Here is a 20,212-nt window from a genome sequence, read left to right as displayed (position 1 = left end):
TCAGATCTTGTCCACTGTCGCCAGCGCGTCCACCAGTACGTCGTGCGCCTGCTCGAGGATGCGCGCACGGCGGGTGATGTCGGCGCCGGTCTCGGTGTTCTCCGCCGGGCTCACGGCGGGACGCGGACCGAGTTCGGCGAGCAGTGCATCGACATCGGCCTTGATCCTGCTCGGATCGGCCGGTTCCTGATGTGCCGGGGCACCGGGCAGGTGAGCGCCCGGCACGGGAATCCCGGGCCGGGGTGGCTGTGACGCGCCGTTCGGCGGTGAACTCGCAGTACTCATCGTGGCGTCAACGCTATCGGATTTCCGAATCGGCTGCGCGCACCCGTACCGCCCGGCCGGGATGCTGTCGCAACAGTTCCGCGATGTCCGCGGGCGCGGCGGGCTCGGCCAGGGCGGTGTCGTTGAGGGCGTCGAGGGTGGCGGCGATATAGGTGGGGATCCGGGCCGCGGGTGCGTCGATCACCTCGTCGAGGGTGCTGACTCCGGTCAGCACCAGCAGCGAGTCGAGGCCGAGTCCGTTGGCGCCCTCGATATCGGTGTCGAGACGGTCGCCGACAACCAGTGCCCGGCGGGTGCCCGCTCGCTCGATCGCGTCTTCCATCAGTGGTGCGTAGGGCTTGCCCGCGACCGACGGCTCGCGATCGGAGGCGGTGGCCAGCGCGGCGACCATCGAGCCGTTGCCCGGCGCGAGTCCTCGCTCGTTGGGCAGGGTGCGGTCGGCATTGGCGGCGATCCACAGCGCGCCGGCGCGCAGGGCGTAGGCGGCTTCGGCGAGGTCGGGCCACGCGGTGGTCGGCGAATGACCTTGCACGACAGCCGAGGGCGGGGTGTCGCCGAACCGGCGGATGGGCTCGAGCCCGACGGCTTTCACCTCGGCGACCAGATCGTCGGTGCCGACCACGAGCACCCTGTCACCGGGGCTCAGACGTTCGGCCAGCATGCGCGCGGCGGCTTGCGCACTGGTCACCACGTCGTCCGCGGTGGCCGGGTAGCCGAGCTCGTCCAGGTGGTGTGCCACGGCACCGGGACCGCGCGCGGCGTTGTTGGTGACGTAGACCAACCGTTGGGCCGAATCACCGTCCGGTACCAGCGCTTTGGGAGCACCCTCGATGACCTCGGGTCCGCGGTACAGCGTTCCGTCCAGGTCGAGCAGCAAAGCGTCGTATTGATCGCGCAGCCGGTTCATCCACCCTCACTCCGTTGTCACTGCCGGGCCGAGCACATCCGCGACCCTAGGCGAAGGCACCGACAGCTTCGGTTCTGCTGCGCTGTCGAATAGCATTCGCACCCTTCATGATCGAGCATGTGCCGAGTATTCGTGCACGGTGTGCCGCTTCCCACTTCGGCGACCAGCGAGTCGCGGGCGAGACCGTCGCCTGCTCCTGACCCGGCCGCCCTGGTTCGGCACCCTTCTGACATGCAAAAGGCCGCAGTCCGGGAACCCGTGAAGAGTTCTCGGCCCGCGGCCTGGTGCAGATCTACTGCGCGTCGCCGGTGAGTTCGGTTGCCCGCTCCTCGGCGTCGGTTTCGTCGTCGAGGTCGGCGGCCGCGGCGTTGAGGAACCACTGCAGTCCGTCGTCGGTCCGGCCTGCCGCCACCAGCGCATCGGCGTAGGCGTAGAACAGGCGCGCCGCGGCGGAACCGGTGCGCGAGGGATCCAGGTCCGAAGCCTGCAGCGTCACCACGGCCTGGTCGAACTGACCCAGATCCATCCGGGCGCCGGCCACCACCATGCGCAGCTCGGCGGCTTCGTCACCGGTGAGCGTCTGCGCTTCCTCGCTGCGGCCGAGCTCGATGGCCCGTTCCGGCCTGCCGAGACCACGTTCGCAGTCCGCCATCACCGCGAGCAGCCCGGCACCACCCGACATCCGTCGCGCGGTCCGCAGCTCCGACAGCGCCTCGGCCCACTCCTCGGCGTGGTAGGCCACCACACCGGCGGTCTCACGCACCACCGCGATACGGCCCGCACGCTGCCGCGCGGCCCGTGCGTGTGCCAGCGCCAGGCGCGGGTCGTCTTCGAGCAACTCGACGGCCATCACCATGTGCCGGGCCACCGAATCGGCGTTGTTCTTGTCCAGGCTCAGCAGATCGCGGCGCACGGCCGGATCCAGATCGGAGGCCTGCACGTCCTCGGGCAGATCGGGCTCCTCCGGACGAGCCGCACGGCGATCGTCCGGCCGTCCGCCCGCCGTGCGAGCACCTTCGCCGCCACGACGACGGTCCTCGCCACCGGACTCCGAACCACTCCGCGAACGGTCGTCACGATCTGTCCGGGTGCCGCGATCGGCGAATCCACGCCGCTCGCCGCGATCGGAGTCACCGCGAGCCCGATCGCCGCGATCGGCACCGCCGGAACGATCGTCTCGACCGGTACCACGCGGGCTGTCATCGCGATCCGAATCGCTACCGGCACGCAAGGTCTCGCCGTGATCTGCAGCGTTCCGGGGATCATCGCCGTGGTCCGAAGCGCGATCGCTGACGGCCGGAGTTTGCGACTGACCATCAAGGGTCACAGCGCTCCGCGATTCGTTGTCGTCTCGATCCCCGGAGCCTGCCCGGTCGTCACTATCCGACACTTCGCGAAGGCGATCGCCCGCATCCGCGTCGGCGTCAGCCGATGTGCTTGCGGTGGCCTTGTCGACGTCGGCTACCCGAGCCTCATTCGACTCGGAACGCTCGGATGAGGCGTTCTCGGACTGCTCAGTGGACGCAGCCGACTTGTCGGTCGCTGCCGCGGAGATGTTGTCCGACTCGCTGATCGAGGCCGCGCTGTCGTCGATGGTCGACTCGTCGATGTCGGACGCGGCCGAGACGACGCCGAGTACATCGCTTTCGCGCTCTGTGCGCTTCTCGCGGTAGGTGCCGTTGAGCGGCTTGCCGTCCTCGCCGACGAACCGTCCCTGACCGCCACCGGCGCGAGCATCGCGCTTGAAGCCGCCGCGACCACGATCGTCGTCCCGTCGGGGACCCCGATCGTTGTCATCACGCTTGGGGTAGCCGCCCTTGTTGCCGTCGTCGCGACGCGGGTAACCACCCTTGTCGTCGCGCTTCTGGTAACCGCCACGATCCGAACCACCGCGCGAGCGATCATCACTGTCATTGCGACGGAAGCCACCGCGATCCGAGCTGCCGCCACGGTCGCTTCCACGATCGGAGCTGCCGCGCGAACGGTCGTCGCCTTCGCCGCGACGGAACCCTCCGCCGGAGCCGCCACGGGGGCGGTCGTCGTTGTTGCCGCGGTATCCACCACGGTCACCGCCGCGATCGTATGCACCGGAGGGACGGTCGCTGCCGCCTTCATTCCGCTTGAATCCGCCACGATCGCTCGAGCCGCCACGACCGGCGTCATCGCGGCGCTGGTAGCCGCCGCGGTCGCCACTGTCACTGCGCTTGAATCCACCGCGATCGTTGTCGTCTCGCTTGGAGTAGCCCCCACGACCTGTGTCATCGCGCTTGGGGTAGCCGCCACGACCGGCGTCGTCGCGCTTGGGGTAGCCGCCCTTGTTGCTGTCGTCCCGGCGCTGGTAGCCACCGCGATCGGAGGAGCCGCCGCGATCCGAGCCGCCACGGGGGCGGTCGTCGTTGTTGCCGCGGTATCCACCACGGTCACCGCCGCGATCGTATCCACCGGACGGACGGTCGCTGCCGCCTTCATTCCGCTTGAATCCACCACGATCGCTCGAGCCGCCACGACCGGCGTCATCGCGACGCGGATAGCCCCCACGGTCGCCACTGTCACTGCGCTTGAAACCACCACGGTCACTGCTGCCACCGCGATCGTCACGGTTGTATCCGCCACGATCGTTGTCGTCGCGCCGCTGGTAACCGCCGCTACGACCGGCGTCGTCGCGCTTGGGGTAGCCGCCCTTGTTGCCGTCGTCGCGTCGCTGGTAACCACCGCGATCCGAACTGGCACCACGATCGGAACCACCACGGGGACGGTCGTCGTTGTTGCCGCGGTATCCACCACGGTCACCGCCGCGATCAGCGGAGCCGCTCCGACCGGCGTCATCGCGGCGCGGATAGCCGCCACGGTCGCCACTGTCACTGCGCTTGAAGCCGCCACGGTCGCTGCTGCCACCGCGATCATCGCGGTTGTATCCGCCGCGCTGGCCCTCGGGACGACCGGAGCCGCGATTGTCGTCATTGCGACCGGAGCCGCGATTGTCGTCATTGCGACGGAATCCACCCCGATCGGAGCTGCCACGATCGGAACCACCACGCCCGGCGCTGCTTCCCCGGCTGCCGGCGTCGTCACGGCGGAATCCGCCGCCTTCGCCACGGCCCGAGCCGCGAGTTTCACCGTGTCCGCCGCGGGGGCGATCGGTCGGTTCGCCTCGCCGGCCGAAACCGGGGGCGTCTCCGTCCCGGCGGAAAGGCTTCCGTCCGTCGTTGTGTTCCGACACGGCGATCCCTCTCTAGGTTCCCCGGCCTCCGGGGAGTGTTGTCATGGCCCCGCCACTAAGAATTCAACCACGGACGAAGGACGGGGCATCGTCCGCCTGGCGTACCGAACTCGCATCGAGCCCACAAACGCCGATAGGGGACCCAAATAAGGGTCCCCTATCGCGAAGGATGTTCCGGCAGTGTCCTACTCTCCCACACCCTGTCGAGTGCAGTACCATCGGCGCAGGTGGCCTTAGCTTCCGGGTTCGGAATGGGACCGGGCGTTTCCCCACCGCTATAACTACCGTAACTCTATGAAACTGTCACACAGAGAGCCACCACCAGAAAATCCAAACCCTCCCTCACGGGAAAGCATGAACAACTGGTCGTTGTCTCCATGATCTGTGTGCTGTTTCAGAAACCGCACAGTGGACGCGTAACACCTTTGTAGTAAGCCCTCGGCCTATTAGTACCAGTCACCTACACCAGTTACCTGGCTTCCAATTCTGGCCTATCAACCCCATGGTCTGTAGGGGGCCTTAACCCATCAAGTGGGAGAGAAACCTCATCTTGGAACAGGCTTCCCGCTTAGATGCTTTCAGCGGTTATCCCTTCCGAACGTAGCCAACCAGCAGTGCTCCTGGCGGAACAACTGGCACACCAGAGGTTCGTCCGTCCCGGTCCTCTCGTACTAGGGACAGCCTTCCTCAAGTTTCTTACGCGCGCGGCGGATAGAGACCGAACTGTCTCACGACGTTCTAAACCCAGCTCGCGTGCCGCTTTAATGGGCGAACAGCCCAACCCTTGGGACCTACTCCAGCCCCAGGATGCGACGAGCCGACATCGAGGTGCCAAACCATCCCGTCGATATGGACTCTTGGGGAAGATCAGCCTGTTATCCCCGGGGTACCTTTTATCCGTTGAGCGACACCGCTTCCACTTGCCGGTGCCGGATCACTAGTCCCGACTTTCGTCCCTGCTCGACCTGTCAGTCTCACAGTCAAGCTCCCTTGTGCACTTGCACTCAACACCTGATTGCCAACCAGGCTGAGGGAACCTTTGGGCGCCTCCGTTACATTTTGGGAGGCAACCGCCCCAGTTAAACTACCCACCAGGCACTGTCCCTGAACCAGATCATGGTCCGAGGTTAGAAGTCCAATACGATCAGAGTGGTATTTCAACGACGACTCCACAAACACTAGCGTGCCCGCTTCACAGTCTCCCACCTATCCTACACAAACCGTACCGAACACCAATACCAAGCTATAGTGAAGGTCCCGGGGTCTTTTCGTCCTGCCGCGCGTAACGAGCATCTTTACTCGTAATGCAATTTCGCCGAGTCTGTGGTTGAGACAGCAGAGAAGTCGTTACGCCATTCGTGCAGGTCGGAACTTACCCGACAAGGAATTTCGCTACCTTAGGATGGTTATAGTTACCACCGCCGTTTACCGGGGCTTAAATTCTCAGCTTCGCGGATAAATCCGCTAACCGGTCCTCTTAACCTTCCGGCACCGGGCAGGCGTCAGTCCGTATACATCGTCTTACGACTTCGCACGGACCTGTGTTTTTAGTAAACAGTCGCTTCTCTCTGGTCTCTGCGACCCCACCCAGCTCCAACCGCAAGGGTTATCACCGGGCGTGGTCCCCCTTCTCCCGAAGTTACGGGGGCATTTTGCCGAGTTCCTTAACCACAGTTCTCTCGATCGCCTTAGTATTCTCTACCTGACCACCTGTGTCGGTTTGGGGTACGGGCCGTGTACCAGCTCGCTAGAGGCTTTTCTCGGCAGCATAGGATCACTGAATTCCCCTCAACGGGTACGCATCACCTCTCAGGCTATATGAGACACGGATTTGCCTATGTCTCGCCCTACAGGCTTACACCAGGACTTCCATCACCTGGCCCAGCTACCTTCCTGCGTCACCCCATCGCTTACCTACTACAGCCAGGGTCGTATGCAGCCGTCCCTCTTCTCACCCGAAGGCTCGATAGAGAAACATTTGGATACTTAGCACAACTGATTCAGCATTGGGCGCGGATACACGGGTACGGGAATATCAACCCGTTGTCCATCGACTACGCCTGTCGGCCTCGCCTTAGGTCCCGACTCACCCTGGGCGGATTAACCTGGCCCAGGAACCCTTGGTCATTCGGCGGACGAGTTTCTCACTCGTCTTTCGCTACTCATGCCTGCATTCTCACTCCCGTGGCCTCCACAGCTAGTTCACACTGCTGCTTCCACGGCCACAGGACGCTCCCCTACCCATCCACACACCTGGCCTGAATCCGAAGAAACAGACGGGCTATTGTGTGAATGCCGCGGCTTCGGCGGTGTACTTGAGCCCCGCTACATTGTCGGCGCAGGATCACTTGACCAGTGAGCTATTACGCACTCTTTCAAGGGTGGCTGCTTCTAAGCCAACCTCCTGGTTGTCTAAGCGACCCCACATCCTTTTCCACTTAGTACACGCTTAGGGGCCTTAGCCGGCGATCTGGGCTGTTTCCCTCTCGACTACGAAGCTTATCCCCCGCAGTCTCACTGCCACGCTCTCACACACCGGCATTCGGAGTTTGGCTGACTTCGGTAAGCTTGTAGGCCCCCTAGGCCATCCAGTAGCTCTACCTCCGATGTGAAACACGTGACGCTGCACCTAAATGCATTTCGGGGAGAACCAGCTATCACGGAGTTTGATTGGCCTTTCACCCCTACCCACAGCTCATCCCCTCAGTTTTCAACCTAAGTGGGTTCGGGCCTCCACGACGTCTTACCGTCGCTTCACCCTGGCCATGGGTAGATCACTCCGCTTCGGGTCCATAATGTGCGACTAAAATTTCGCCCTATTCAGACTCGCTTTCGCTACGGCTACCCCTCGACGGGTTAACCTCGCCACACACCGATGACTCGCAGGCTCATTCTTCAAAAGGCACGCCATCACCCCACACATCCGAAGATGGAAGGCTTTGACGGATTGTAAGCGCACGGTTTCAGGTACTATTTCACTCCCCTCCCGGGGTACTTTTCACCTTTCCCTCACGGTACTAGTCCGCTATCGGTCACCAGGGAGTATTCAGGCTTACCGGGTGGTCCCGGCAGATTCACAGCAGATTTCACGGGCCCGCTGCTACTCGGGAGACATCCACAACAGCCAAGAAGTTTTCGTTTACCGGACTATCACCGTCTATGGCAGGCCGTTCCAGACCACTTCAACTAACCACTTGGTTTCTTACTGTTGCCCTGATCGGCAGATCAGAGAAGAATGTTCCCACTACCCCAGCTAGACAACGACTGCCGTCTATCACATCTAACTGGTTTAGCCTCATCCGCTTTCGCTCGCCACTACTCACGGAATCACTGTTGTTTTCTCTTCCTGTGGGTACTGAGATGTTTCACTTCCCCACGTTCCCTCCACACACCCTATATATTCAGATGCGGGTAACACGACATCACTCGTGCTGGGTTTCCCCATTCGGAAATCCTCGGATCTCAGCTCGGTTGACAGCTCCCCGAGGCTTATCGCAGCCTCCTACGTCCTTCATCGGCTCCTGGTGCCAAGGCATCCACCGTACGCTCTTAAACACTTACTAACAAAGATGCTCGCGTCCACTGTGCAGTTCTCAAACAACACACCCCAGAAAGTTCCGTACCCAGACCTACCCAACCCTCGCGGGCCGGCGGTTTCGAGGAAAACTCTCTCGGATCGTTTGTTTTGCCATGAAAAAACACTTCGCGTGTTCTTTCAGGACCCAATAGTGTGTCGGTATACCCATCGCGGATGATCACTGAGGACCATCCGTATGCGATGAAAGTTGTCAGCGTTCCACCCATGAGCTCCAGCCGGACCACGAATGGGTCCGAAACTGTCTCTGCCAGCAGCGATCTCGACTCTTCGAGACACTCACTGGAGAATTGCTCCTTAGAAAGGAGGTGATCCAGCCGCACCTTCCGGTACGGCTACCTTGTTACGACTTCGTCCCAATCGCCGATCCCACCTTCGACGGCTCCCTCCACAAGGGTTAGGCCACCGGCTTCGGGTGTTACCGACTTTCATGACGTGACGGGCGGTGTGTACAAGGCCCGGGAACGTATTCACCGCAGCGTTGCTGATCTGCGATTACTAGCGACTCCAACTTCACGGGGTCGAGTTGCAGACCCCGATCCGAACTGAGACCGGCTTTAAGGGATTCGCTCCACCTCGCGGTATCGCAGCCCTCTGTACCGGCCATTGTAGCATGTGTGAAGCCCTGGACATAAGGGGCATGATGACTTGACGTCGTCCCCACCTTCCTCCGAGTTGACCCCGGCAGTCTCTCACGAGTCCCCGCCATTACGCGCTGGCAACATAAGATAAGGGTTGCGCTCGTTGCGGGACTTAACCCAACATCTCACGACACGAGCTGACGACAGCCATGCACCACCTGTACACCGACCACAAGGGGGCCTACATCTCTGCAGGTTTCCGGTGTATGTCAAACCCAGGTAAGGTTCTTCGCGTTGCATCGAATTAATCCACATGCTCCGCCGCTTGTGCGGGCCCCCGTCAATTTCTTTGAGTTTTAGCCTTGCGGCCGTACTCCCCAGGCGGGGTACTTAATGCGTTAGCTACGGCACGGAGTCCGTGGAAGGAGCCCCACACCTAGTACCCACCGTTTACGGCATGGACTACCAGGGTATCTAATCCTGTTTGCTACCCATGCTTTCGCTTCTCAGCGTCAGTTACTTCCCAGAGACCCGCCTTCGCCACCGGTGTTCCTCCTGATATCTGCGCATTTCACCGCTACACCAGGAATTCCAGTCTCCCCTGAAGTACTCTAGTCCGCCCGTATCGCCTGCAAGCTTAAGGTTGAGCCCCAAGTTTTCACAAACGACGCGACGAACCGCCTACAAGCTCTTTACGCCCAGTAATTCCGGACAACGCTCGGACCCTACGTATTACCGCGGCTGCTGGCACGTAGTTGGCCGGTCCTTATTCTACAGGTACAGTCACTTGCGCTTCGTCCCTGTCAAAAGCGGTTTACAACCCGAAGGCCGTCATCCCGCACGCGGCGTCGCTGCATCAGGCTTGCGCCCATTGTGCAATATTCCCCACTGCTGCCTCCCGTAGGAGTCTGGGCCGTGTCTCAGTCCCAGTGTGGCCGGTCACCCTCTCAGGTCGGCTACCCGTCGTCGCCTTGGTGAGCCGTTACCTCACCAACAAGCTGATAGGCCGCGGGCCCATCTCGCACCGATAAATCTTTCCACCACCGAACATGCATTCAGAGGTCATATCCGGTATTAGACCCAGTTTCCCAGGCTTATCCCGAAGTGCAAGGTAGATCACCCACGTGTTACTCACCCGTTCGCCGCTCGTGTACCCCGAAGGGCCTTACCGCTCGACTTGCATGTGTTAAGCACGCCGCTAGCGTTCGTCCTGAGCCAGAATCAAACTCTCCGTTGAAGACTCTCGAAACAACCCTCCCAAAGGGAGAGCGAATCAAAATTATCTAACTAGAGTCCGAAAACCTAGCAAATGCGAACACCAGCAAAAAAATTCGCTGTTGTTCAATGTCCAACCTCCCACGACCGGGGGGTACATGAAAGATTGGAACCAATAATAATTATTGGCACTGACATTCATCGACACACTATTGAGTTCTCAAAGAACACACGCACAAACGGAATGACCGGATCTTTCCGGATCTTCCGAAGGGCAACTGTTCCAGCCTAACCTCACGTCCAGACGATGTCAATCGTAAGCCTGGTCACAAGATCTTCAGCTCCGTCAGGCGCTTTCCCCGTACTACCGCGTTTCCCTTGGCCCGCCAGCCTCTCGGGCTAGCGTCTCGGCTCCGGGTTGGTGTCCGTGTCGCTCTGACTTCCAATAAGTTACGCGCCGGATAACGCCGCGTCAAATCGCCTGGACAACACCGGATCTCCGCAGGTCACGGCAGTGCGCTCAGCCGCTGCGCCGGCCTGAATCACACGCATGTGACTCAGGCCTCCGCAACGACGTCAGGCTATCCGATGCACGCCCGCCATGTTCTTCTTTCCGCGCCGCAGCACCAGCCACTCACCGTGCAGGTAGTCGGCATCGGACGGAGTCCATTCGACGTCGCTCACCCGCTGGTTGTTCACCGACGCGCCGCCTTCGTTGACCACCCGGCGGGCCGCTCCCTTGCTCTCGCACAGCCCGGACGCGACGAGCAGATCGACGATCGTGTTCGGTTCACCGGGCACGACCTCGGCCACCTTGCCGTCCACCGCGGTTTCGCGCAGTGCCGCACCGAGCGTGGACAGCGGAAGTTCACCCAGCTCACCGCGACCGAACAGCGCCCCGCTGGCCAGTTCCACCGCGCGGGTCTCGTCCGCGCCGTGCACCAACGTGGTCATCTCCGCCGCCAGGCGCTTCTGTGCCTCGCGGGCGAACGGACGTTCCGCCGTCGCCTGCTCGAGTTCGTCGAGTTCTTCGCGGCTCAGGAAGGTGAACCAGCGCAGGTAGCGCACGACGTCGGCGTCAGCGGTGTTCACGAAGTACTGGTACCAGGCGTAGGGGCTGGTCAGTTCCGGGTCGAGCCACAGGCTGCCGCCACCGGTGGACTTGCCGAACTTCTTGCCGTCGGCCGAGGTCACCAGCGGCACGGTAAGCGCGTGCACATGCGCGCCGTCGACTCGCCGGTTCAGCTCGACGCCGGCGATGATGTTGCCCCACTGATCGGAGCCACCGACCTGCAACGTGCAGCCGTGCTCGCGCCGCAACTGCAGGTAGTCGTTGGCCTGCAGCAGCATGTAGCTGAACTCGGTGTAGGAGATGCCGTCGCCTTCGAGGCGCCGCTTGACGGTGTCGCGGGCGAGCATGACGTTCACCGAGAAGTGCTTGCCGATGTCGCGCAGGAAGTCGACGGTCGACAGCGGGCCCGTCCAGTCCATGTTGTTGACGATGACCGCCCCGGTCGGCGATTCGTCGAGGTCGACGAAACGCTCGAGCTGGCCCCTGATCCGCTGTGCCCACTCGGCCACGGTGTCGGTCGAGTTCATGGTGCGTTCGCCCACGTCACGCGGGTCACCGATCATGCCGGTCGCGCCGCCGGCGAGCACGATCGGCCGATGTCCGGCCAGCTGGAAGCGCTTGAGCGCGAGCAGCGGGACGAGGTGGCCGGCGTGCAGGCTGGCGGCGGTCGGGTCGAAGCCGGCATAGAGCGTCAGGGGTGCGGCGGCTGCGGCAGCGCGCAGCTCGTCCAGGTCGGTGGACTGCGCGATCAGGCCGCGCCAGGTCAGTTCGTCGAAGATGTCGCCGGTCACGCTGACCTATCTTTCCGCATGCGGTTCGTCAGTCGCGTGCGCGGGTGATCCAGGCGAGCAGATCCGCTTCGACCTCGTCGCGGTTGGTTTCGTTGAGGACTTCGTGGCGGGCATCCGGGTAGACCTGGTAGGTGAGGTCGTCCAGGCCCGCGTCGCGGTACCGCTGCACGAGCAGATCGGACAGCCGCAGCTTGTTGTTGAGCGGGTCCTTGTCGCCCACCATCACATAGATCGGCAGGTCGGAGCGCACGGTGCTCGGGTTCGAGAGCCGAGTCTGGGCGTTGGCCGCGAGCAGACCCATGTTGGTGTCGTCGATAGCGAAACCACACCAGGGGTCGGCGTTGTAGGCGTCGACCTGGGCTTCGTCGCGGCTGATCCAGTCGGCCTCGGTGCGGGTGGGCTGGAATTCGGCGTTGAAGAAGCCGATGAGGTCACCGCCTGCGGCCGCGATCTCGCCGAACAGCCCGTCGACGGCGGTCGTGCCGCTCAGGACGACCTCGTCGACGAGGTCGGAGTGGTCGAGCAGGTACTGCTGCACGGCGAACGAGCCGAGGCTGTGGCCGATCAGGGTGACGGGCAGACCGGGGTGACGTTCGCGCAGGATCTCGGTGAGCGCGACCTCGTCGGCGACGAGCAGGTTCCAGCCGTCGGGGCCGAGCTCACCGGGGACCGGGCCCATGCTGAGACCGTGGCCGCGATGATCGTCGGCGTAGACGGCGAATCCGAGGCCGGCGAGTCGTTCGGCGAGATGGCCGTAACGGTCGGAGTGCTCGCCCATGCCGTGCGCGATCTGCACGACACCGCGCGGCTCGGCATCCGTGGGGACCCAGCTCCGCACATGGATGGCGGTGCCGTCGCTGCTGGGGAAAGTGAACACGGGCGCTCCTGCTCGTACGGTCTTTCGACGTGGTCTTCGATCGTCGCATTCCGGCCCGGTTCGCCCAATTGGATTCGCCGACGAGATCGGTGGGGCGATCTTGGCTCCGCGACCGAACTCCTCGTCGGCCGAAACTCCTCGGCACGCCGATAATCGCCGGAACCCCGTGGGCTCCGGCGATCGTCAGCGTGTCGAGTCGCGGATCAGCGCACCAGCGCGGTGATGGTGGCGCGACGTTCGTAGGCGATCCAGGCGAAGATCGCGGCCAGCACCAGCGGGAAGATTCCCATCGCGGGCTTGTCGGCGATGAAGGCCTGCGTCGCGGCGGCGAGCACGGTGAGTACGGACAGACCCGCGGCGGCCAGACCGCTGAGTCGCGGCACCATCAGGCCGATACCGCCCGCTACCTCGACGACTCCGATGAAGATCAGCAGCCCGAGGGGGATTGTCAGGTTCTCGGGGGCGTTCTCCATCAAGGTGTTCGGAATGACGAGCTTCGGACCGCCCGAAGCGATGATGAAGAACAGGCCGAGCACTACCTGCAGGGTCCACAGGACGCGGTTGCGGATCTTGCCGGGGCGGTAGGAGGCGGCGTCGGAGAAGTTCGCGGAGGGGGTTGCGGTGGTCATTTCGTGTCCTTCGGGTCGGTCGCGCTCGGTCGGTAGCGCGTTCACCAGATAAGACGGACCATCGCCCACGAACTCATCGCTGTCGGCGAAGGATTTTCACCACGGGTGCTAAGCCCTCGGTTCGGGCGCGCGTGGGCTGCGCCGATAGACCGAGACGGCGGGCGAGGCCGGAAGCCAGAACCGCCATGGCACCTCGGCCGCGACGCTGACCCCGACGCGCGGACCCGAAGAGATATCTTCTTGTGGCACAGGCAGTTTCAGTTCGAGGTGCAGGGCGGAGAAGGGATCGAACAGTTCGGTTCCGTAGTCGGACATGCTGACGCCGAGCGCGCTACCGACATTGCCCGGTCCCCTGGCCAGATCGGCGTCTTTGCGGGCAGCGGGCCTGCGCTCGCGCGCGAGATCGATGCCGTCGACCACTTCCGCCGCTCGAACGAGCACCGCACCGGCCGCACCGTCGTAGCCACCGGTCACGTTCACACACAGGTGAATTCCGTACGAGCGATAGACGTAGAGCCGCCCGGCCGGACCGAACATCACCGCGTTGCGGGCTGTCGGTCCTGGCCAGGAGTGGGCGGCCGGATCCGGCCACGGACCGCCGGGATCGCTGCCGTAGGCCTCGACCTCCACGATCCGCAGCGCTACCGGACCCGCTCGCAGGATCGCGCCGAGCAAACGGTGCGCGGCGGCGGGCGGATCGACGGCCAGTTCCTGGGCGGACACACCGTCATTCTCGCCCGAACCGTCGCGCCCGAGGCTGCCGGGTCAGGCGTAGGCGCTGTGCCTGCCCTCCCGCAGAATGCGCCGGTCGTCGACGATCACCACTGTGTAGGCGAGCGCGGCGAGTTGCCCCCGAACGAGCCGATACACCCCGGGGCTCAGGACCTATAGGGCGAAAGCCGCTGCCCAGAGTAGGTACTGCGGCGGCAGGTGGGTGAATCCGCCGACGACGACCATGGTGGCCTATCCGCGTTGAGCGGGCAGATCCGCCGGATCGCCAGGGCCAGCCGCCCGTTCCCGCGAACCCAGCGCGAGGAGCGAATCCGCCCGGTGTCAGCCTGTCAGCCGAGGAGGTCGGTGCCGCGGTACAGACCAGCGAGTTTGCCGGGGTTGACCTGGAACCGCAGGTTCTGGATGTGTCCGTCGACGAGATCGAAAGTGAAGGCTGCGCCGGGGTTTCCGGCGAAGGACGCCAGGGCGCCGAGCTCGCCGTTGATCTCGGCCGCGGTGAGTTCGAAGCCGGTGGAGGACGGTTTGGCGAGGACACCGAGGATCCAGCGGGCGACATGGTCGGGACCGTGCAGCGGGCGACGCGCGGCGGTGACCACGCCGCCGCCGTCGGACCAACACGTGACATCGGGGGCGAGTAGGTCCATCAGGGCATTGAGGTCACCACCGGCGCAGGCGGCCATGAATCGGTCGGTGACCCGGGCGCGAGCGGATTTGTCGGTATCGAATCGTGGGCGGCGCGACTGGACGTGACGCTTCGCGCGATGCGCGATCTGGCGCACACTCGCTTCGGAACGGTCAAGGGCTTCGGCGATCTCGGCGTGCGAGTAGCCGAACACCTCGCGCAGCAGGAACACCGCGCGTTCGACGGGGGTGAGGGTTTCCAGCACGACGAGCATGGCGGTGGAGACGGTATCGGCCAATTCGGTGTCCTCGGCGATATCGGGCGAGGTCAGCACCGGCTCGGGAAGCCAAGGGCCGACGTAGCTTTCGCGGGTCGCGCGGGCGGAGGTGAGCCGGTTGAGCGAGAGATTGGTGACCGTGCGGACCAGGTAGGCCCTGGGGTGGGTGACCGCGGCGCGGTCGGTGTCGTTCCACTCGAGCCAGGTGTCCTGCAGGACGTCCTCGGCATCGGTGACGGTGCCGAGCATGCGATAGGCGGTCGCGAACAACAGGCGACGGTGTTCGAGGAACGGATCCTGGTCAGCCACGGCGTCAACCTACTTCACGCGGCGGCGCGGGTTGCGCTACCGCCCTTGGACAATTGCACGGTCATGGTCATCCTCTTGCTGGCCTTGAAGGTCGGCACGGGACTGCTGCTGACCATCTCCTTGTAGGTGCGCGCGGCCCAGCCGGTCAGGTAGAAGCGGCGCGGACTGTCGTCGGCCTTGGTGAACTGGATGACCGCGTCGCGGCGGCCCAGACTGACCGGCTGGTGGAAGTAGCCGAAACGGAACGGACGGATCTTCTTGCCGCGCAGTTCGGCGGCGATCACGTCGGCGGTGTAGGCGGCGGTGGGCAGTCCGCTCTGGCAGGTGCCGTGTACCCGACCCCACGCCTGACGGACGGCGGCGGCGTCACCGATCGCGTGAACCTCGGGGTGCGACACCGACTTCAGTGTGGGGTCGACGACGATCAGTCCACGCGCGTCGGTCTCGATGCCCGCCTCGGTGGCCAGCGGCGAGACCCGCACGCCGGTGGTCCAGAGGGTGAGGTCGGCGTCGATCACCGTGCCGTCCGCGAGCTCGACCGCGTCGGGCCGCACTTCGGCGGCCCGCGCGCCGATCTCACGGACGACACCGAGCCGATCCAGCGTCTTGTTCAGATGCGCGCGGGCCTTGTCGCCCATCATCGCGCCCGGCTCGCCCGAGCTGATCAGCGTGACGCGCAGGCCGGGGTGGCTCTCGGCGATCTCGGAGGCGGCTTCGATACCGGTGAGACCGCCACCGCAGACGGCGACGGAACCGCCCTCGGTAGCGAGAGTGGCCAGCTTGCCTGCGAATTCATGGGCGCGACGCGGGTCGTCGAGGGTCATGGCGTGCTCGGCGACGCCGGGCACCAGGGTCGTCTCGGCGGTGCTGCCGAGGGCGTAGACCAGTTTGTCGTAGGCGAGTTCGCCGATGCTGTCGACCTGGACGCGCTTTGCGGCGGGGTCGATCGCGGTGACCCAGCCCTGGACGAATTCGATGCCGGTACCGTCGATGATTTCCGGGATGTCGTGGTGCGCGAGTTCCTGACCTGCGGCGATCTGGTGCATCCGCAGCCGCTCGGTGAAGCGGGCCGACGGGTTGACCAAGGTGATCGCCACATCCAGCTTCCTGGTGCGCCGCGCCAGGCGGATCGCGGCCAGCATGCCGGTGTAGCCGGCGCCGAGAACGACGATGCGGTGCGTGGTGGTCATTGCGGTGCTCCTTGTCGATGGGATGTGCATAGGACAAGTGAGCCGTGCCGAACGTGACAGCCTTGAATGTGACCTGCATCACCCCCCTGCCTCGGGGTGCTTCCAGGGTGAAGATGGGGGCGCTTCCCGATGTGCGGGGAGGGTCTGAATTCCTACCGTCGGTGCATGTCTTCTCGTGCTCGCCCGCGACGCATTCTGCTCGGTGTCGCCGTTGTCGCCCTCGCCCTGATCACCGCGATCGCAGGCGCGGTGAGCTGGACATGGGCCTCCGCCGATGTCTCCACCGTGGGGACAACGGAATTCACTCGGCCACTGGCCATTCCACCGCTGGCCGAGTCGTCCCTCGACGCCGACGGCGCCCGGACGTTCTCTCTCGATATGCAGTCCGGGACAACGACCTTCGAGCCCGGGCGCGCCACCGAGACCTGGGGTTTCAACGGCAGCTATCTCGGCCCGACACTGCGCGCGGCCCGCGGCGAGCGCGTGCGGGTCCAGGTGCGCAACCAGTTGCCCGAGGCATCGACGGTGCACTGGCACGGCATGCACCTACCCGCCGCCATGGACGGCGGGCCACACCAGATGGTCGATCCCGGTGGGTCATGGACGCCGGAATGGACTGTCGACCAACCTGCTTCGACTCTCTGGTATCACCCACACCCCCACGGTGCGACCGAGGACCACGTGCGGCGCGGCCTGGCGGGGATGTTCCTGATCGACGACCTCCCTAGCGCGCACCTGCCGCTGCCGAGCACCTACGGCGTCGACGACATCCCGGTGATCGTGCAGGACATGCGCCTGCGCGGGCGCCGTCTCGACGGCGCGCACGCGATCTTCCGCGATACCGGGTTTCTCGGCGATCGCACCATGGTGAACGGCACCCTGGCTCCCTATCAGGAGGTCGGCGACGAATCGGTGCGGCTGCGCCTGCTCAATGCCTCGACCGCGCGGATCTACACCTTCGCCTTCGACGACGCCCGCCCGTTCACCATGATCGGTTCCGACGGCGGTCTGCTCGAACGGCCCGCCACGCTGGATCGGATCCGCCTCTCCCCTGGTGAACGCGCGGAGATCGTGGTGCGGATGCTGCCCGGCGAACGCACCGTGTTGCGCAGCGAGAAGCTCGACGCGGGCCTCGGCTTCTGGTCGAACCGTTTCTCCGGTGGCGACGACACCTTCGATGTCCTCGAACTGCGCGCCGCCGCCACCTTGCGACCCTCCCCCGCACTACCGGATGCCCTTGTGCCGCCGTCGATTCCCGACAGCGCGGACTCGGTCGTGCAGCGTCGCTTCGACCTGACCCTCGGCGGCATCAACGGTGAGCGCATGGACATGAGCCGCATCGACACCACCGTCACCCGGGGCACCACCGAGACCTGGGTGGTGCACAACATCGACGGCATGGCACACAACTTTCACGTCCACGATGTGCAGTTCCGGGTGCTCGACTACGACGGCGCACCGCCCCCGCCCGAGCTGACCGGCGCCAAAGACACGATTTTCCTGCCGCCCGACACGGCCGCGACTCTGGTTCTGCGCTTCGACGGACCGGCCGATCCGACGACGCCGTACATGTATCACTGCCACCTCCTGTGGCACGAAGATGTCGGAATGATGGGCCAGTTCACCGTCGTCGAACCTGGTCAGCAGGCCGAAACACCCACGGGACACGCCCACTGACCTTGCCACACCGACACCATCGCGCTAAATTCATCGCGTAGTGAATTCAACACTCGATGAATTGAGGCGACCATGTCGCACACCGCACCGCCACCGATCGCCGTCCAGGTCGCGGGCCTGACCGTTCAGCGCGGAAAACGCCCCGTCCTGCGGGGTCTGACCCTGGACATTCCGCGCGGCTCGATCACCGGCTTGCTCGGTCCTTCCGGCTGCGGGAAGACCACCCTGCTGCGCAGCATCGTGGGAACGCAGCTGGTGGAGTCGGGCACTGTCACCGTGCTCGGGGAGCCGGCCGGCAGCGCCGGGTTACGCCGTCGGGTCGGCTATGTCACCCAGGCGCCGAGCATCTACGCCGACATCAGCGTCCGCGACAACGTGGCCTACTACGCCGCGCTCTACGGGCGCGGCCGCGACGACACCGAATCCGCGCTCGGCGCAGTCGGTCTGGCCGATCACGCCGATCAGCTCGGCGATCAGCTCTCGGGCGGGCAGAAGACCAGGGCGTCGCTGGCGTGCGCGCTCGTCGGCAAGCCCGAGCTGCTCGTACTCGACGAACCGACGGTGGGCCTGGATCCGGTGTTGCGCGTGGAGCTGTGGAAGCAGTTCCGCGAATTGGCCGCGGCGGGAACGACTTTGCTGGTGTCGAGTCACGTGATGGACGAGGCCGAACACTGCGACAAGCTGCTGCTGATGCGCGAGGGCGAACTGCTCGCCCAGCTCAGCCCCGACGAACTGCGCGAGCGTACCGACGAACAGAACCTCGAGGCCGCTTTCCTGACCTTGATCACGATGGGAGAGCACCGATGACCACCCTGCGCCCCTACACCGCGACCACCGGCCGGATTCTGCGACAACTACGCAACGATCACCGCACCGTGGCGATGATCCTGGTCGTTCCCGCCCTGCTCATGACCCTGCTGTACTTCATCTATCAGGACGCACCCCGCGCGCCGCACTCCCCGCTCACGATGTTCGACCGGGTGGGCATCACCATGCTGGGGATCCTGCCGTTCATCGTGATGTTCCTGATCACCGCGATCGCGATGCAGCGCGAACGCACATCGGGCACCCTCGAACGGCTGCTCACCACTCCGCTGAGCAAGCTCGATCTGCTCGCCGGGTACGGCAGCGCGTTCTCCTTGGCCGCGGGCGCACAGGCCGCGGTCGCCTGCGTGGTCGCGTTCTGGCTGCTCGGGCTCGATGCCGCGGGCAGCCCCGGGTGGGTCATGCTGATCGCGATGGTCGACGCGATCTGCGGGGTCGGGCTCGGACTGCTGGCGAGCGCCTTCGCGCGCACCGAGTTCCAGGCCGTGCAGTTCATGCCGGTGATCGTCGCGCCGCAGATCTTCCTGTGCGGGCTGTTGGTTCCGCGCGATCGGCTACCCGAATGGCTCGAGGCGATCAGCAATGTGATGCCGTTGAGCTACGCGGTGGACGCGCTGCAGCAGGTGTCGGTGCACGCCGAGCCGACGGGCGCGATGTGGCGCGATATCGCTGTCGTCGCCGGGTTCGCGGTGGTGGCGCTCGGCCTCGCCGCGGCTACTCTGCGTCGACGCACCCCCTAGCGATGCCAGGCAACGACGAGAGGATCACTCATGAGTGACGGCGAATCCGGTTCCGGCACAGCGAAATCCGGTCGCACGGGGCGCAGGCCGGGTAATGCCGACACCCGGCTGGCGATTCTCGACGCGGCGCGGGTGCGGTTCGCGGGCACCGGGTTCGACAAGACATCGATCCGCGCGATCGCGGCCGACGCCGATGTCGACCCGGCGCTGGTGCATCACTATTTCGGCAACAAGCAACAACTGTTCGCCGCCGCGGTGGACTTCCCGGTCGACCCGGACACGACGCTGCTCGCCGTCGACGCCGCACCGCTCGACGAGCTCGGGCAGACCATCGTGCGCGCGGTCGTCACGGTGTGGGATTCCCCCGCCGGACCCGGCATCGTGGCCATGGTGCGCAGCATTTTCGCGGGCGGCGATCAGAATCTCGCGCGGTCTTTCCTGCTCCAAGTGGTGCTGGAACGGGTTCGCGTGCGGATCGCTACCCCCGCTGACGACGGACGCGCCAGGGTCTCGCTGGCCGCTGCCCAGATGGTGGGGGTATTGACCGCCCGCAAGATCATCGCACTGGAACCGCTGGCCTCGATGCCGATCGATCTCGTGGTCGATGCTGTGGGCCCGGTTGTCCAGCGCTATCTGACGGGCGATCTCGACACCGGCAGGTGGTGAGG

13 protein-coding genes and 3 rRNA genes are annotated in these 20,212 nt (G+C 64.5%); 4 read left to right on the top strand and 12 right to left on the bottom strand.

Annotated features, from left to right (window positions below):
- The 12 genes from QX204_RS08915 to QX204_RS08860 all read right to left on the bottom strand — a co-directional run bounded on the left by QX204_RS08915 (position 1) and on the right by QX204_RS08860 (position 16,302).
- Entirely contained in the window at positions 1 to 285 is a 285-nt protein-coding gene (locus tag QX204_RS08915) for a hypothetical protein (protein WP_301906109.1), read from the bottom strand.
- Between the two features lie 13 nt (positions 286 to 298).
- Positions 299 to 1,192 carry an HAD-IIA family hydrolase gene (locus QX204_RS08910; protein WP_301906108.1) on the bottom strand — a complete coding sequence of 298 codons (894 nt, stop codon included), beginning with the start codon at positions 1,190 to 1,192 and terminating at the stop codon, positions 299 to 301.
- A 292-nt stretch (positions 1,193 to 1,484) separates the two neighbouring features.
- Positions 1,485 to 2,423, bottom strand: a complete 939-nt coding sequence (locus tag QX204_RS08905; RefSeq protein ID WP_301907953.1) for a tetratricopeptide repeat protein — start codon at positions 2,421 to 2,423, stop codon at positions 1,485 to 1,487.
- Between the two features lie 2,161 nt (positions 2,424 to 4,584).
- Positions 4,585 to 4,701, bottom strand: a 5S ribosomal RNA gene (rrf, locus tag QX204_RS08900).
- A 137-nt stretch (positions 4,702 to 4,838) separates the two neighbouring features.
- Positions 4,839 to 7,975: ribosomal RNA gene (locus QX204_RS08895) — 23S ribosomal RNA — on the bottom strand.
- Positions 7,976 to 8,308: 333 nt separating this feature from the next.
- Positions 8,309 to 9,825, bottom strand: a 16S ribosomal RNA gene (locus QX204_RS08890).
- The 16S, 23S and 5S rRNA genes sit together here, the layout of an rRNA operon.
- Positions 9,826 to 10,379: 554 nt before the next feature.
- Positions 10,380 to 11,666: a tyrosine--tRNA ligase gene (tyrS, locus tag QX204_RS08885; protein WP_301906107.1), complete on the bottom strand. Its 1,287-nt coding sequence runs from the start codon at positions 11,664 to 11,666 to the stop codon at positions 10,380 to 10,382.
- Between the two features lie 28 nt (positions 11,667 to 11,694).
- Positions 11,695 to 12,543, bottom strand: a complete 849-nt coding sequence (locus QX204_RS08880; protein WP_301906106.1) for an alpha/beta hydrolase — start codon at positions 12,541 to 12,543, stop codon at positions 11,695 to 11,697.
- Positions 12,544 to 12,746: 203 nt separating this feature from the next.
- Positions 12,747 to 13,172 carry a DoxX family protein gene (locus QX204_RS08875; protein ID WP_301906105.1) on the bottom strand — a complete coding sequence of 142 codons (426 nt, stop codon included), beginning with the start codon at positions 13,170 to 13,172 and terminating at the stop codon, positions 12,747 to 12,749.
- Positions 13,173 to 13,280: 108 nt separating this feature from the next.
- Positions 13,281 to 13,895, bottom strand: coding sequence for a DNA-3-methyladenine glycosylase (locus tag QX204_RS08870; protein WP_301906104.1), 615 nt, complete (start codon positions 13,893 to 13,895; stop codon positions 13,281 to 13,283).
- A gap of 338 nt (positions 13,896 to 14,233) precedes the next feature.
- Entirely contained in the window at positions 14,234 to 15,112 is an 879-nt protein-coding gene (locus QX204_RS08865) for an RNA polymerase sigma-70 factor (RefSeq protein ID WP_301906103.1), read from the bottom strand.
- Positions 15,113 to 15,126: 14 nt separating this feature from the next.
- Positions 15,127 to 16,302, bottom strand: a complete 1,176-nt coding sequence (locus QX204_RS08860; protein WP_301906102.1) for an NAD(P)/FAD-dependent oxidoreductase — start codon at positions 16,300 to 16,302, stop codon at positions 15,127 to 15,129.
- A 165-nt stretch (positions 16,303 to 16,467) separates the two neighbouring features.
- Between QX204_RS08860 and QX204_RS08855 the strand changes: the two genes are divergently transcribed.
- The 4 genes from QX204_RS08855 (at position 16,468) to QX204_RS08840 (ending at position 20,210) form a co-directional block, all read left to right on the top strand.
- Entirely contained in the window at positions 16,468 to 17,979 is a 1,512-nt protein-coding gene (locus QX204_RS08855; RefSeq protein ID WP_301906101.1) for a multicopper oxidase family protein, read from the top strand.
- Between the two features lie 72 nt (positions 17,980 to 18,051).
- On the top strand, positions 18,052 to 18,786 hold the full coding sequence (locus QX204_RS08850; protein ID WP_301906100.1) for an ABC transporter ATP-binding protein: 735 nt from the start codon (positions 18,052 to 18,054) through the stop codon (positions 18,784 to 18,786).
- A complete protein-coding gene (locus QX204_RS08845) occupies positions 18,783 to 19,544 on the top strand; it encodes an ABC transporter permease (RefSeq protein WP_301906098.1) in 762 nt (253 codons plus the stop codon). The genes QX204_RS08850 and QX204_RS08845 overlap by 4 nt, the downstream gene beginning before the upstream one ends.
- A gap of 30 nt (positions 19,545 to 19,574) precedes the next feature.
- A complete protein-coding gene (locus tag QX204_RS08840) occupies positions 19,575 to 20,210 on the top strand; it encodes a TetR/AcrR family transcriptional regulator (RefSeq protein WP_301906096.1) in 636 nt (211 codons plus the stop codon).
- Positions 20,211 to 20,212 lie beyond the last annotated feature (2 nt).

Source organism: Nocardia sp. PE-7 (genome assembly GCF_030486425.1).
Lineage (GTDB): Bacteria > Actinomycetota > Actinomycetes > Mycobacteriales > Mycobacteriaceae > Nocardia > Nocardia salmonicida_A.
Note: the sequence above shows the minus strand (reverse complement) of the source record. Positions and strands in the feature narration are given on the sequence as shown.